The sequence below is a fragment of the Streptomyces sp. NPDC047315 genome, assembly GCF_040643215.1.
In the GTDB taxonomy this organism is placed as follows: domain Bacteria; phylum Actinomycetota; class Actinomycetes; order Streptomycetales; family Streptomycetaceae; genus Streptomyces.
In genome coordinates, this window is sequence record NZ_JBEYTZ010000012.1 from 90,479 (window position 1) to 104,806 (window position 14,328).

Consider the following 14,328-nt stretch of genomic DNA (forward strand, 5'->3'; position numbering starts at 1 on the left):
CAGACCCTCCGAGCGGCCTTGACGATCAATGAGACCTGTGAATGGATCTGATAACGACAAGGGGGGTGAGCTGCGGAATGAGGCCCGAGCAGCTGCGTGAGGTGGCGTCGGTCGGCGGCTTCTTCGCGCTGCGGACCGGTGAGCCGGACGGCGGGACTCCGCTCGCCGCCGTGTACGGGGGCGACGGCGCCCCCCTCACCCTGCGTGTCGACCTGGTGGCCACCCGGCTCGGCGCGCGGGAGCGGCGGGTCGCCGCCTCCATCGCCCACCTCGGGCTCGCCGCCCGGCTGTGGTCCACCGCCCTCGGCTCGGCCGCCCTGCACGGCCTGGTCCCCGTCCTGGACCCCGGGCGGACGTACTGGACCCCCGACCGCTCGTCCCCCGACGACCTGGTGCTCACCGAGGTCCGCAGTCGGCCCGCCTCCGTCGCCGCGATCCGCGACGCCGTCCAGGTCGACCACCTCGTCCCGCTGTCGACGGTGCTGCGCCGCGACACCCGGATCTCCCCCCGGCTGCTGTGGGGCAACGCCGGCTCGGCGCTCGCCGGGGCCGTGCGCGAGCTGGAGACCTGGGCGGGCGCCCGGGGCCGGCCGGAGGTCGTCGAGCGGGCCCGGGCGTTGGCGGCCGGCCTCTTCACCCACCCCGACCTCGCCGGCACCGTCCGCGGCCCCGCCATGCGGCGCACCAGCTGCTGCCTGTACTACCGGGCGGGCGGCGGGCTCTGCGGCGACTGCACCTTCGACGCACCGCCGACGGCGGCGGCCCGCGGCTGACCGCGCCGGTCCCGCTCGCGACGGCCTCCTCGGCGACCTCCCCCATTTGGCCCGCACCCGACCGCTCAGTACAGTTGCGCTTTTGAAACCTCCACCTGGCGAACACGCCCGGCGGACCCCTGACAGGGCGACCACCCCATCGACCGGCACCGGCCGGCGTCGACCAGCGCGCCCCGCGATCGAGAAACGGCAAGGCCCATGACGGTGACAGAGGACAGCTCCGTGTTCGGACCCGGGATCGACCCGGAGCGGCTGGCCGTCTGCCTGAGCGTGCTGGAAGAGCTGGACGCGCTGGAGGTCGACCACCCGGACGCGATCACCGTCCGCCGGGCCACCGCGGGCGTCTACCGCACGGTCAAGCAGCGCCGCCGTCAGGAGCGCCGGGCCGCGAAGACCGCGCACGACAAGTCCGTGACCGAGGCGACCGCCACCGGTTCCGCCCAGCGGATCGACGACGAGACGGAAGGGCTGCTGCCGTCGTCCTCCAGTGTCGGGGAGCTCGCGGGCATACTGCAGCGCCCGCGGTCCTGTTACGTCTGCAAGACGCGTTACGTCGAGGTGGACGCCTTCTACCACCAGCTGTGCCGCGAGTGCGCCGACTTCAACCGCGGCCGGCGCGACGCCCGTACCGACCTGACCGGCCGGCGTGCCCTGCTCACCGGCGGACGGGCCAAGATCGGGATGTACATCGCGCTGCGGCTGCTGCGGGACGGCGCGCACACCACCATCACCACCCGCTTCCCCAACGACGCCATCCGCCGCTTCAAGGCGATGCCGGACAGCGACGAGTGGATCCACCGGCTGAAGGTCGTCGGCATCGACCTGCGCGACCCGGCGCAGGTCGTCGCGCTCGCCGACTCGGTCGCCGCCGAAGGGCCGCTGGACATCCTGATCAACAACGCCGCACAGACCGTGCGCCGCTCCCCGGGGGCCTACCGGGAGCTGGTCGCGGCCGAGTCCGCCCCGCTGCCTGCCGGCGAACTGCCATCGGCGCAGGTCATCGGCGCCTTCGGCAGCGGCGCCGTGGACTCCGTGGCCGCCCTGCCGAGCGCGGCGGGCCAGGGCCTGAGCGCGACGGACGTCACCGCCCTCGCGCTGGTCTCCGGCTCCGCGACGCCGGCCCGCATCGAGGCCGGCACGGCGATCGACGCGGGCGGGCTGGTGCCCGACCTCGTCGACACCAACAGCTGGATCCAGACGGTCTCCGAGGTCGACCCGGTGGAGCTGCTGGAAGTCCAGCTGTGCAACTCCACCGCGCCGTTCATCCTGATCAGCCGGTTGCGGGCGGCGATGGCCGCGTCCTCGGCCCGCCGTCGGTACGTCGTGAACGTCTCCGCGATGGAAGGGGTGTTCAGCCGCGGCTACAAGGGCGCCGGGCATCCGCACACCAACATGGCGAAGGCCGCGCTGAACATGCTCACCCGCACCAGCGCCGAGGAGCTGTTCACCGCGGACCGCATCCTGATGACCGCGGTCGACACCGGGTGGATCACCGACGAGCGCCCGCACTTCGACAAGATGCGGTTGGCCGAAGAGGGCTTCCACGCCCCCCTCGACCTGATCGACGGCGCGGCCCGGGTGTACGACCCGATCGTGCGCGGCGAGGCCGGCGAGGACCTGTACGGCTGCTTCCTGAAGGACTACGCGCCCGCCAAGTGGTGAACAGCTCCGTCACCGTGTGACGGTTGGGACGAGGGCCGGTGGACGTTCGCCCGGATGCGTGCGGCCTGAAATCATATGTTTACCGGCCCCATCGAGCAGACGCGCGCTCATGTGGTTACGCTGAGACGTACGGACGCCACCAAGAGGATCCACGAAAGCCCCTTGGCCGTCCTGGGACAGGTCTGCAACCAGGCCGCGGTCCCGCCCGAAAGCCGGCGCCACCGCGACCGAATCGCCCTGTCCCAGTTACGCGACACAGAGGAGTGCGCGGTGACACCAGATGTGAAGCAGCAGGAGAAGCACCCTCCGGAACGGACCCGAGAGCGGAGTGCGCGCACCAAGGAACTCGGCAGCCTGGAGGTGTGGGCCCGCTCGGCCCCCATCCGGCTCGCCGGCTACGAGGACGACCTCGCCGAGCCGCACATCCTGCCCGGCATCGACTGAGCGCCGGCCCGTGCCCCCTGCCCCGCGGCAGGGGGCACGGCCGTGTCAGCGCCGCAGTCGGGTCGGCGGGAAGAACTCCCGCACCTGGTCCCGGTGCCACCACGCCCCCGTGGTCCGCAACTCCCGCCACGTCGTGTAGCGGTAGCGCCAGATCCGGGCCCGCACGTAGGTCGGCGGGGCGTCGGGGAAGGGGTTGTCCCGCAGCAGCCGCAGGGTGTCCCGGTCGCCGTCGAGCAGCCGCTCGACGAAGGGGCCGAACCAGGACCCGGCGTACGCGGGGGAGAGCGCGGCGAACCACATCAGCCAGTCCAGCCGCAGGTGGTACGGGGCGAACTGGCGCGGCATCCGGCGCGGATCGGTCGGCTTGCCCTTGAACCCGTACTCCTTCCACACCGTGCCCGGACCGATCACCTGCTCGTCGGTGCCCTCCACCACCACCTCCCGGCGCACCCGGCCCACCGTGCCGAAGGCGCCGTAGGAGTTGACCAGGTGGTAGGGGTCGTACGAGGTGTTCATGCGCTGGCGGCGGGAGAGCAGGTTGCGGGCCGGGCGGTAGCTGCGCACCAGCACCAGGGCGGTGACGGCGACGACCAGGACGGCGTACCACGTCGGCGGCGCGGGCAGATCGGGCGGCGCTGCGACGAGGGAGCCGTCGACGGCGGAGAGCGCGAGGACGATCGTCAGCCAGTTCAGCCATGCGAAGTTGCCCGAGAGCACCAGCCACAGCTGGGTACAGACGATCAGTACGGCCGCGACGGTGGCGATCGGCTGCGGAGCGAAGAGTCCGAACGGCACCACGAGTTGGGCCACGTGGTTGGCGGCGACCTCCACCCGGTGCAGCGGACGCGGCAGCCGGTGGAAGAACCAACTCAGCGGATTCGGCATCGGCTGGGTCTCGTGGTGGTAGTACAGACAGGTCAGATCGCGCCAACAACGGTCGCCGCGCAGCTTGATCAGCCCGGCCCCGAACTCCACCCGGAACAGCACCCAGCGCAGCAGGACGAGCACGAGGACCGGGGGAGCGGTGCGGTCGTTGCCGAGGAAGACCGCGAGGAACCCCGTCTCCAGGAGGAGGGACTCCCAGCCGAAGCCGTACCAGGTCTGTCCCACGTTGACGATCGACAGGTACAGCACCCACAGCGCCGCCCACCAGAGCATGGCCACCGCGAGCGGCAGCCGGTCCGCCGCGCCCGCCACCAGGGCCGCCGCCCCCGCCGCACCCGCCCAGGCGCAGCCGGCGAAGAACCCGTCCGAGTAGTGCAGGTGGAAGACGCTCGGCGCGCGCCGGAAGGGGACCCGGCGCAGATGGGCGGGGACGGGGAGCATGCCCTTCTCCCCGATCAGCGCCCGGAACTGCAGGGCGGCGGTCAGGAAGGCGACCACGTAGACGGTGGCCAGGGCCCGCTGGAAGACCAGCCGGCTCAGCCAGTAGGCGTCGTCACCGAACCACTCCATCGAGTCCAGTATCGAACGCCGCGCCCGCCGTCGTCAGCCGCCGCACCGTACGACCGAGCCGACGGGCGTACGCACGTTGGAACGGCGGCACCAGGGGGCCGGCGAGCCGGGTGTACCAGCGGGCCGGGCGGCTGAAGGCCAGCACGGTGAACCACACCGACCCGTCGTCCCGGATGTCGACGACGAAGGACTCCTCGCCGCACTCGGGGTGGCCGGTGAGCGTGCCGTATCCGAAGCCGGTGCGTCGGCGGTCCTGCACGGTCCACACGATCTCGCAGGGCGCGGTGAGCCGGACCGGTCCGAGGCCGACCGAGACCGCGACCCGTGCGCCCGGCGCCGCGCGGGGGGCCGGGGTCCGCAGCCGTACGCCGGAGCGCCGGTGCATCCGCCAGGTCATGACGGCGTCGGCGGCGCGCTCGTAGGCAGCCCGGCCCCGACCGATGCGGGTGGTGTGGTGCAGATGGTGATAGCCGTCGGGCAGCGGCCCGAGCCGGGTGGCCCCGGTCTGTGGGTACGTCAGCGTGCGCCGAATGGGCGCGGGCCTGACGGACGGTGTGCGCGAACGGCCGCGCGACACCCGGCCGCGCAGCTGTGCGGCCAGGCTGACCAGCACGGACAACACCACTTCCACCCCCGGGACCGATCGACGTCCTCCCCCTGACGGCCGAGCCTATGCGCCGACTTGAACGCGTTCAAGTCGCGGGTGGTGCGGTGTCCGGCACACCGTGGGGAGCAGGTCGCAGCCGGGTGGAGCCACAGCCGGGCGAGCGACCGAACGGGCAGAGCGTGCAGAGCGCGAAGAGGCGGGAGATGTTCGTGGGCCCCATTCGTCGTCGGTGGACCGCCCGTCGCCCCCCGACCGACCGGCGCCGGCGGTCGTCGGCCGCCGCGCTTCTTGCCGTCGGCTCCCTCGGTCTCCTGATGGCCGGCTGCGGCGGGGACGGCACGCAGGCCGCGGACCGGGACGAGGAGGTCTTCCTCCAGCCCGCGACGGAACAGGGGCCCGATCCGTACACGGCGACGACGGCGCGGGCGCTGGCCACCCCGGTGCCCGAGCCCGTCGTGCCGGCGGCCGTCGGTAGCGACAAGCCCACCCGCGGCCAGACCCTGCGCGTGCTGTCCGGCGCCACCCCGGGCCTGTACGGCGGTACGGAAGCGGTCGGCAGTTGCGACGTGCAGCAGCAGATCACGCTGCTGCGGGCGGACGGGAAGAAGGCGAGCGCCTTCGCGGACGGCGCCGACATCTCGCAGCAGGACCTCCCCCGCTTCCTGCGCGACCTCACCCCCGTCGTACTGCGCGCCGACACCCGCGTCACCAGCCGCGGCTTCCGGGACGGCAGGGCGACGGCCGCCCGGCAGACGGTGCTCCAGGCGGGCACCGCCGTGTTGGTGGACCAGCGCGGCGCGCCACGGGTGCGCTGTGCCTCCGGCACCCCGCTCGCCCGGCCGGTGGCGGTCAAGGGCGGGGTGATCCAAAAGGGCACGCCGTGGCACGGCTACCGGCTGGACCGGGTCGTGGTCGTCAAGCCCACCACCCAGGACCTGGACAGCCTGGTGATCGTCGACGTCTCGCAGGACACCTGGATCGACCGGCGCACCGGCACGGACGGCGAGGACGACCGCCGCCCCGACGTGGTGCCTCCCGTGGCACCCGACGACATCTACGCGTACCCGTCGGAGCCGAACCCGGAGCCGGCGGCCGACGAGTCGGAGCCGGGCGGGGCGCTGGTGCCGCCGGCCCCGGACGCGACCGGGGCGGAGACCGAGGACGCCCTCGGCGACGCGGTGGACCCGCTCGACCCCTTCGACGCCCCCGACTCCGTCGGCTCGGGCGACTCCGCGGACGCCATGGACCCGCTGGACTCCCTCGACCCCTTCGACCTGGACCTCCTCGACGCCGAGGGCACAGCGGGCACGTAGGCGCTCGTAGGTGCACACAGGCCAGGCGCGGCGGCCCGACGAGCCCAAGCGCTTTCCCCCTGCGCTGCCGCAACCAGTCGAAGAATCCGACAAATGATGGCAGAGTGGCCGCATGGTTGATCGGGCAGCGGGGGCGCCGACGCTACCCGACGACTGGCCGGCGGGCCCCGACACGAGCCTCACCCTGAATCGCATGGGCAGCTTCGACTGGGACCTGGCGAGCGGTCTGATGCACCTCGACGTGCCGGCCCACGACGTGCTCGACCTGCCGCTGGAGGAGTACGACGGACGGCGCGCCACCCTGATGCGCCGGATGCCGTCCGAGGACGCGGCCCGGCTCGACGCGCTGGTGACCGCGGCTCTGAAGGACGGCAGCGAGAACTACGGCGCGTACTTCCGCATCCGCCGCCGCGACGGCGGCCTCCGTTGGACCCACTCCCAGGGCTACGTGCGCCGCGACGCCGAAGGCCGCCCGGTGCGCGTCATCGGCATCGTCCGGGACGCCACGGTCGAACTCGCGGACGCCACCGCGCGCGTCGCCGCCGACGGCGAGCGGCGCTGGCAGACCAGCGTCGTCGAGGCCACCACGGCGGCGCTCGCCCACGCCCGCACCGTCCAGGACGTCATCGACGTCCTCAAGGACGTCCACGGCCTGGAGATCTTCGGAGCGACCAGCCTGGTCATGGGCCTGCTGGAGCCCGGCGGGCGGATCCACCTGGTCGCCGAGGGGCCCCAGGACGCCTTCGTGCCGGGCACCCGCTTCACCAGGGTGGACGAGCAGTACCCCATGAGCGAGGTGATCCGGACGCTGGCGCCCCGCTTCATCGAGGGGCCGCGGGACTTCGCCGGCTCGTACCCGATCCTGTGGCCGCACATCGAGGGCCTGGGCATCGAGGCCGCCGCCTATCTGCCGCTGATCGCCCAGGGCCGGCCGATCGGCGCCTTCGGCCTGCTCTACAACGACCGCAACGGCTTCACCTCGGCCGAGCGCAACGTGCTGATCGCGCTCGGCAGCACCATCGCCCAGAGCGTGCAGCGGGCCGTGCTCTACGACCAGGAGCACGACCTCGCCGAAGGGCTCCAGCAGGCGATGCTGCCACGCCGGATCCCGGACGTGCCCGGCGCGCAGATCGCCGTCCGCTACCGGTCGGCGCGCATGGGCCGGGACATCGGCGGCGACTGGTACGACGTCATCCCGCTGCCCGGCGGACGCGTCGGCGCCGTCATCGGGGACGTACAGGGCCACGACACGGACGCGGCGGCGGTGATGGGACAGCTGCGGATCGTGCTGCGCGCCTACGCCGCCGAGGGCCACTCGCCCGCGACCGTGATGGCCCGCGCGTCGGCCTTCCTCCACGAACTGGACACCGACCGCTTCGCCACCTGCCTGTACGCGGAGGCCGACCTGTCCAGCGGAGTGGTCCAGGTCGTCCGCGCCGGACACGTGGACCCGCTGCTGCGGGACACCGACGGCAGCTGCCGCCGCATCCCGGTCGACGGCGGGATGCCGCTCGGCCTGTCGGCGGAGTTCGGCCGCCTGGAGTACCCCGTCAGCACCGTGGAGCTGGACCCGGGGCAGAGCCTGCTGCTGTACACCGACGGCCTGGTGGAACTGCCGGGCGCCGACCTCGACGACGGCATGCAGCAGCTGACGGCCCTGGTGCGCAACGGCCCCCGCGACATACATGAGCTCGCCGACCACCTGTGCGAGGTCGTCGACGAACGCGGCGGTGACGACGACGTCGCGCTCCTGCTGCTGCGCCGGCGCGGCGCGCTGACCCCGCGCTCCGGCGGCCGGCTCCAGCAGTACGTCGCCCAGAACGACCCGGCGGCGCTGCGCTCGGCCCGCCGGATGGTGCGCTCGGCGGTCGAGGCGTGGGGCGGCGGGGCGCGCGCCGACGACATCGAGCTGGTCGCCGACGAGCTGACCACCAACGCCCTGATGCACACCGACGGCGGCGCCAGCGTCACCGTACGGGTCCTGTCCGGGTCGCAGCGCCGGCTGCGAGTGGAGGTGGAGGACCTCTCCAGCGCGCTCCCGCGGCGCAGGGACGCCGGGGAGTCCGGGGTCTCGGGGCGGGGCCTGCTGCTGGTGGACCGGCTGACGGACGCCTGGGGCGTGGATTCGCGCGGCAGTGGCAAGAGCGTGTGGTGCGAGTTCGCCGTACCGGACCGCTGACGCGCCCCGAGCCCGCCCTCAAAGCTCGACCTGCCGGCGTCGACACGCCGTCCGACGGCCGGACGTAACGGGTCCGTGACAGCGAGGCGTGTCCGGCAACTGTGTTAACTGTCCGTGAAACGATCGCACTTGAACGTGACTGCTCGTGAGAATTGGCTGTAGTGAGAGGAATCAGAGGACCGGAGGTACTGACGTGAGGACACCGTGAGCAGCGAGCCCCTCGCCCCCCTCGATCTGGCGTTCTGGCGCATGGAGTCCGTCGGCCACCCGATGCACCTCGGCGCGCTCGCCCTCTTCACCCCCGCCGACGACGCACCGCCCACCGCCGACGACCTCCTTGACCTGCTCGCGAGCCGGGCCAGCGCCGTCAGGCGGCTGCGCAGGAGGGTGCACGACGTCCTGTTGCCCATCGGCGGGGCAGCCTGGTCGGTCGACCAGGACTTCGACGTCACCCGCCACCTCCACCGGATCCGGCTGCCCGCCGATGACTTCGCGGCCGGCGCCACCGCGCTCGCCGGCGGGCTGATGGAGCGACCCCTGGAGCGCGGCCTGCCGCCCTGGGAGATGTATCTGATCACCGGCGCGGCCGGCGGCGCCTTCGCGGTCCTCGTCAAGCTGCACCACGCACTCGCGGACGGGATGCGCGCGGTGGCCATCGGCTCGGGCATCTTCGACGAGGTCGCGGACCCGCGGGGGGTGCGGGCCCGGGCCCGGGCGCGGATGCGTCGGGCTCCGCAGCCGACCGAGCGCTCGTGGCTGCGCGACCCCGGCCGGCTCGTCGGCACCGCCCGCGACCGCATCGACGACCTGCAACTGGCCGTCGGCGTCGGGGCCTCCCTGGTCCGTGCCAGCCGGCTCGACCTCGGGGGACTGCCGTGGCTGTCGGCCGCCGCCAGCGGCACCCGGCGGCTCGGCACGGCCGTCCTCGACCTGGAAGAGGTGCGGCTGGTGCGCAAGGCGGTCGGCGGCACCACCAACGACGTACTGCTCGCCACGGTCGCCGGCGGACTGCGGCGCTGGCTCGTCGAGCGCGGCGAGAGCCCGCCCCCGCAGGGGCCGCGCGCCCTGGTGCCCGTCTCCAGACGGCGGCCGGGCGCACCCCTCGGCCCCGGCAACAAGCTCTCGGGGTACCTGCTCGACCTGCCCGTCGGGGAGCCCGACCCCGGCCTGCGGCTCGCCGCCGTGCGCACCGCCATGGACCGCAACAAGGAGGCCGGCCCCTTGCGCGGACCCGGGGCGCTCGCGGTGATCGCCGACCAACTGCCCCCGGTCGCGCACCGCTTCGGCGCCCCGCTGGCGGGCGGCGCCGCGCGGCTGCTCTTCGACCTGCTGGTGACCAGCGTGCCGCTGCCCCGTACCGAACTCTCCCTCGGCGGCTGCCCGCTGCACTCCCTCTATCCGATGGCGCCCCTGGCGCGCGGCCAGTCGCTGGCGGTGGCGCTCACCCAGTACGGCGGTCAGGTCCACGTGGGACTCGTCGTCGACGCCAAGGCCGTGCCCGACGTGGACCGCATCGCGGTCGGCATGGGGGAGGAGTTGGCGGAGTTGGCCCGGCTGGGCAGCGCGGGATGACCCGCCGCGACCGGCGGCGATCGCCGGGAGGATCCAAGAGGCCGAGCAACCGAGGGCCGAGTGGTCAAGAGGCCGAGTAGCAAGAGACATCGGAGTGGTGGCTGGAGGGATCTGGATTCTGGTCGTCCACTCGCCGTTGACAGGCGAAGTGATCCGATGAATATTCGGCTGGGTAGGTGAGCACCGGAGCAACCGGCGGTCGTTCGACGGGCCCACGGCGAGGGGACGCAGCGCGATGCGACACCGCACGCTCGGCCGCAGTGCAGTGCGGATCACCGAACTGGCCTTCGGCGGCGCCGGCATCGGCAACCTCTACCGGCGCGTCGACGAGCCGACCGCGGCGGGCGCCGTCGACGCCGCCTGGGACGCGGGCATCCGCAGCTTCGACACCGCGCCCCACTACGGGCTCGGCCTGTCGGAGCGCAGGCTCGGGCGCGCGCTGCAGGGGCGCCCCCGGGACGCGTACACCCTCTCGACCAAGGTGGGCCGGCTGCTGCGGCCGACCGCGGGCGGCGGCAGTGACCTCGCCAACGGCTTCGACGTGCCCGCCGACCACGCCCGCGTCTGGGACTTCAGCGCTGACGGGGTGCGCCGCAGCGTCGAGGACAGCCTGCGCAGGCTCGGCCTTGACCGCATCGACGTCGCCTACCTGCACGACCCGGACGACCACGAGGACGAGGCGCTGCGGCACGGCTATCCGGCGCTGGAGCGGCTGCGCGCCGAAGGCGTCGTCAGGGCGATCGGCGCCGGCATGAACCAGACCCGGATGCTCACCCGCTTCGTACGGGACACGGACGTCGACGTCGTGCTGTGCGCGGGCCGGTTCACCCTGCTGGACCAGGAGGCGCTGGCGGAGCTGTTGCCGACGGCCGCAGCCCGCGGCACTGCCGTGATCGCCGCCGGGGTGTTCAACTCGGGCCTGCTCGCCGCCCCCGCGCCCGGCGCCCCCTACGACTACGCACCAGCGCCGCCGGACCTCACCGACCGCGCCCTGCGGATGCAGGAGGTCGCCGCCCGCCACGGCCTGCCGCTGCGCGCCGTGGCCCTGCGGTTCTCCCTGAGCCATCCGGCCGTCGCGGGCGCCCTGGTGGGAATGCGCTCCGCGGCGGAGGTGCACGACGCCGTCGCACAACTGGCCCGCCCCGTGCCGCCCGCGCTGTGGGACGAACTGCGCGCCGAGGGCCTGCTGGACGCGCCACCCGCGGAAGCGGGCACGAGGAGGTTACGAGGTTGAGGAGGTTACGAGGATGAGGGTCGCCTTGCACACCCGGGTCCGCGCCGATCGCATCGACGCCTACGAAGCCGCGCACCACGCCGTCCCCGAAGAGCTGATACGAGCGATCCGCGCGGCCGGCGCCACCTCGTGGACGATCTGGCGCAGCGGCACCGAACTGTTCCACGTGATCGACTGCGCCGACTACCCGCGACTGCTCGCCGCCCTCGAACACCTACCCGTCAACATCGCCTGGCAGGCCCGGATGGCGGACCTCCTCGACGTCGCCCACGACTACTCGGCGGCCGGCGGCACGGCCGGACTGCCCGTCGTCTGGGAGCTGTGAGCCGCCCGATGACGATCGTCGACGCACACCACCACGTGTGGGACCTGTCCGTACGCGACCAGGGCTGGATCACCGGCCCCGCACTCGCCCCCCTCCGCCGCGACTTCTCCCTGGACGACCTCGCCCCCGAAGCCCGCGCCGCCGGAGTCGGCGCGACCGTCCTCGTCCAGACCGTCACCGTCGCCGACGAGACCCCCGAGCTGCTGGCGCTCGCCGCCGCGGGCGACCTGGTCGCCGGCGTCGTCGGCTGGACCGACCTGACGGCGCCCGACGTGTCGCAGGAACTGGCCCGGCTGCGCGCACTGCCCGGCGGGGACCGGCTCGTCGCCGTCCGCCACCAGGTGCAGGAGGAGCCCGACCCCGGGTGGCTGGTCCGGCCCGAGGTGCTGCGCGGCCTCGCCGCCGTCGCCGCCGCCGGCCTCGCGTACGACCTGGTGGTCCGCCACCACCAGCTGCCGATGGCCGTCCGCGCGGCCGACTCCCTGCCCGACCTCGTCTTCGTCCTCGACCACCTCGGCAAACCGTCGATCGCCGCCGGCGAGGTGGAGCCCTGGGCGGGCGCGGTGCGGGCGCTCGCCGCCCGCCCCAACACCGCGTGCAAACTGTCCGGGATGGTGACCGAAGCCCACTGGGACCGCTGGACCACGACCGACCTACGTCCCTACGCCGACACCGCCCTCGACGCCTTCGGCCCCGCGCGGCTGATGTTCGGCTCGGACTGGCCGGTGTGCCGGCTCGCGGCCCCCTACCCCCGGGTGCTGGCCGCCGCACGCTCCCTCACCGAGCACCTCAGCGCATCCGAACGGAACGACGTCTTCGCCGGCACCGCGCAGCGCGTCTACGGGCTCCGCACCCTGTGAACCTGCGGCTTCCCATCCACTGCGGCACCCTGGACGCATGCCGGAACTACCCGAAGTGGAATCCCTGAGAGAGTTCCTTGACGCCCATCTGACGGGGCAGGAGATCGCCCGCGTCCTCCCGCTGAACATCAGCGTCCTCAAGACGTACGACCCACCGCTCAGCGCAGTCGAGGGCGCCACCGTCACCGCCGTGCAGCGGCACGGCAAGTGGCTGGACGTCACCGCGGGCGGACTGCACCTGGCGATCCACCTCGCCCGCGCCGGATGGCTGCGCTGGAGCGACGAGTTCCCGGCCGCACCGCCGCGCCCCGGCAAGGGCCCGCTCGCACTGCGCACCGTCCTCGTCTCCGGCGCCGGCTTCGACCTCACCGAGGCGGGCACCACGAAACGGCTCGCCGTCCACCTCGTCCGGGACGTGGCGCAGGTCCCGGGGATCGCCCGACTCGGCCCCGACCCGCTGGCCGAGGACTTCGACCGGGACGCCTTCGCGGCGCTGCTCGCCGGCGAGCGCCGGCAGATCAAGGGCGCCCTGCGCGACCAGGGCCTGATCGCCGGCATCGGCAACGCGTACAGCGACGAGATCCTGCACGCGGCGAAGATGTCGCCGTTCAAGCCGGTGCAGAACCTCGACGAGGAGGAGGTCACCACCCTGTACGAGGCGCTGCGCAGCACCCTCGGTGAGGCGCTGGAGCGCTCGCGGGGCGTGGCGGCCGGACGGCTGAAGTCCGAGAAGAAGAGCGGGCTGCGGGTGCACGGGCGGGCGGGGCAGCCGTGCCCGGTGTGCGGGGACACCATCCGCGAGGTGTCGTTCAGCGACTCGTCGCTCCAGTACTGCGCGACGTGCCAGACGGGCGGCAAACCACTCGCGGACCGCCGCATGTCCCGACTCCTGAAGTAGCCCCTCCGGACGTGGGCGTACCCGTGTGTCCCTTCCGCCCCGGCAGGCACGACAGCGGCACTTGCCAGAAGGGCCACGGCGAGAGCGTGGGGCTCCCGGGGCCAGCCGCGCGGGATCTCGCGGAGAGGGCCTAGTTGCTCAAGGTCGCCAGGACGCGTTCCGTGCCGTTCTCGCGGATCTCCCAGCGGTCGACGTCCCCGGCCGGGACGTTCGTGCCGCCCCGGACCTCCAGCGCGTTCCCGCCGACGTAGCCCCCCGGCGGAACCCGCCAGCTCAGCACGGGGTGCTCTACGCCGTCGCGGTCGACCGCGAACAGTCGGCACGCCGCCGGCCCCCGCAGCCCGGTGAGGCGCAACTCCACCTCGGTGCCCCAGGCGCGGCCGGTCACGGCCGCCGACGCGCTGACGGCCGTACCGGCGTCGGCGGCCGTGAACCGCTCCTCCGCCGTGCGCGGCGCCGCGGACGGCGGCCCGTTCGTCCGGACCGCGTACGTCCCCACGGGCACCGCCACCGCCAGTGCGAGCAGCGCCACCGCCACCTTGCGACGGCGCCCGCGGGCCCGTCGCCGCCGTCGCCCGACCTCCTCGACCAGCCGTCGCGGCAACGCGGGCGTCAAACGCGCGTCGACGCCCGCCGGGCCGAGCGCCGCGAGTTCCCGCAGTGCACCGGCCGTCGCCGCGAACCCGCACAGCTCGACCCGACAGTGCCCGCACCTCGCGAGGTGGTCCTCGAAGCGGTGGGCGTCCGCGGGTTCCAGGACGCCCAGCGCGTAGGCCGCCACGTCCTCGTGCCGCTGCGGGGTGATCACGACGTCCTCTATTCCTCTCGGGGCAGGTTCGGCACGGCTCTTCGGTGACGCATCGGACGCGCCGGATGTGCCACTGCGTCCGCCCCGCGTGGCCATGGATGTATACGCACCGGAAACCGAAAGCGCTCAAGTCGACACGGAAGCCCCTCTTCCTCCCCGGATCCTTCACCCCGTGCCGCCCGCGCCGCCCCCTTCCCG

13 protein-coding genes are annotated in these 14,328 nt (G+C 73.4%); 10 read left to right on the forward strand and 3 right to left on the reverse strand.

Going from position 1 to position 14,328, the window contains the following annotated elements; translation table 11 throughout:
• Positions 1 to 77: 77 nt before the first annotated feature.
• The 3 genes from ABZ842_RS16215 to ABZ842_RS16225 all read left to right on the forward strand — a co-directional run bounded on the left by ABZ842_RS16215 (position 78) and on the right by ABZ842_RS16225 (position 2,879).
• Positions 78 to 773, forward strand: coding sequence for an IucA/IucC family C-terminal-domain containing protein (locus ABZ842_RS16215; protein WP_361537315.1), 696 nt, complete (start codon positions 78 to 80; stop codon positions 771 to 773).
• A 198-nt stretch (positions 774 to 971) separates the two neighbouring features.
• Positions 972 to 2,435: an SDR family NAD(P)-dependent oxidoreductase gene (locus ABZ842_RS16220; RefSeq protein WP_361537316.1), complete on the forward strand. Its 1,464-nt coding sequence runs from the start codon at positions 972 to 974 to the stop codon at positions 2,433 to 2,435.
• A gap of 270 nt (positions 2,436 to 2,705) precedes the next feature.
• A complete protein-coding gene (locus ABZ842_RS16225; protein WP_361537317.1) occupies positions 2,706 to 2,879 on the forward strand; it encodes a hypothetical protein in 174 nt (57 codons plus the stop codon).
• A gap of 45 nt (positions 2,880 to 2,924) precedes the next feature.
• Here the strand turns inward: ABZ842_RS16225 and ABZ842_RS16230 are convergent, their stop codons facing one another.
• Positions 2,925 to 4,334 (reverse strand): lipase maturation factor family protein, encoded by a 1,410-nt coding sequence (locus tag ABZ842_RS16230; protein ID WP_361537318.1) that lies wholly within the window; start codon positions 4,332 to 4,334, stop codon positions 2,925 to 2,927.
• On the reverse strand, positions 4,318 to 4,866 hold the full coding sequence (locus ABZ842_RS16235; RefSeq protein ID WP_361537500.1) for a DUF1990 domain-containing protein: 549 nt from the start codon (positions 4,864 to 4,866) through the stop codon (positions 4,318 to 4,320). Before ABZ842_RS16235 ends, ABZ842_RS16230 begins: the two co-directional genes overlap by 17 nt.
• 284 nt (positions 4,867 to 5,150) lie before the next feature.
• Here ABZ842_RS16235 and ABZ842_RS16240 point away from each other — a divergent pair, with 284 nt between their 5' ends.
• From ABZ842_RS16240 to ABZ842_RS16270, 7 genes are all read left to right on the forward strand, one after another.
• Positions 5,151 to 6,254 carry a DUF6777 domain-containing protein gene (locus ABZ842_RS16240; protein WP_361537319.1) on the forward strand — a complete coding sequence of 368 codons (1,104 nt, stop codon included), beginning with the start codon at positions 5,151 to 5,153 and terminating at the stop codon, positions 6,252 to 6,254.
• 112 nt (positions 6,255 to 6,366) lie between these two features.
• Positions 6,367 to 8,433, forward strand: a complete 2,067-nt coding sequence (locus ABZ842_RS16245) for a SpoIIE family protein phosphatase (RefSeq protein WP_361537320.1) — start codon at positions 6,367 to 6,369, stop codon at positions 8,431 to 8,433.
• Between the two features lie 204 nt (positions 8,434 to 8,637).
• Complete coding sequence (locus ABZ842_RS16250; RefSeq protein ID WP_361537321.1) at positions 8,638 to 10,005, forward strand: wax ester/triacylglycerol synthase family O-acyltransferase; 1,368 nt, start codon at positions 8,638 to 8,640, stop codon at positions 10,003 to 10,005.
• 235 nt (positions 10,006 to 10,240) lie between these two features.
• Positions 10,241 to 11,239, forward strand: coding sequence for an aldo/keto reductase (locus tag ABZ842_RS16255; RefSeq protein WP_361537322.1), 999 nt, complete (start codon positions 10,241 to 10,243; stop codon positions 11,237 to 11,239).
• A gap of 13 nt (positions 11,240 to 11,252) precedes the next feature.
• Positions 11,253 to 11,564 carry an L-rhamnose mutarotase gene (locus ABZ842_RS16260; protein ID WP_361537323.1) on the forward strand — a complete coding sequence of 104 codons (312 nt, stop codon included), beginning with the start codon at positions 11,253 to 11,255 and terminating at the stop codon, positions 11,562 to 11,564.
• An 8-nt stretch (positions 11,565 to 11,572) separates the two neighbouring features.
• The gene (locus tag ABZ842_RS16265) at positions 11,573 to 12,424 is read left to right on the forward strand and encodes an amidohydrolase family protein (protein WP_361537324.1); all 852 of its coding nucleotides are present in this window, start codon (positions 11,573 to 11,575) and stop codon (positions 12,422 to 12,424) included.
• Between the two features lie 37 nt (positions 12,425 to 12,461).
• Positions 12,462 to 13,322 carry a DNA-formamidopyrimidine glycosylase family protein gene (locus tag ABZ842_RS16270; RefSeq protein WP_361537325.1) on the forward strand — a complete coding sequence of 287 codons (861 nt, stop codon included), beginning with the start codon at positions 12,462 to 12,464 and terminating at the stop codon, positions 13,320 to 13,322.
• Positions 13,323 to 13,452: 130 nt separating this feature from the next.
• Here ABZ842_RS16270 and ABZ842_RS16275 read toward each other — a convergent pair whose 3' ends face one another.
• Positions 13,453 to 14,130 (reverse strand): zf-HC2 domain-containing protein, encoded by a 678-nt coding sequence (locus ABZ842_RS16275; protein ID WP_361537326.1) that lies wholly within the window; start codon positions 14,128 to 14,130, stop codon positions 13,453 to 13,455.
• Positions 14,131 to 14,328: the final 198 nt, after the last annotated feature.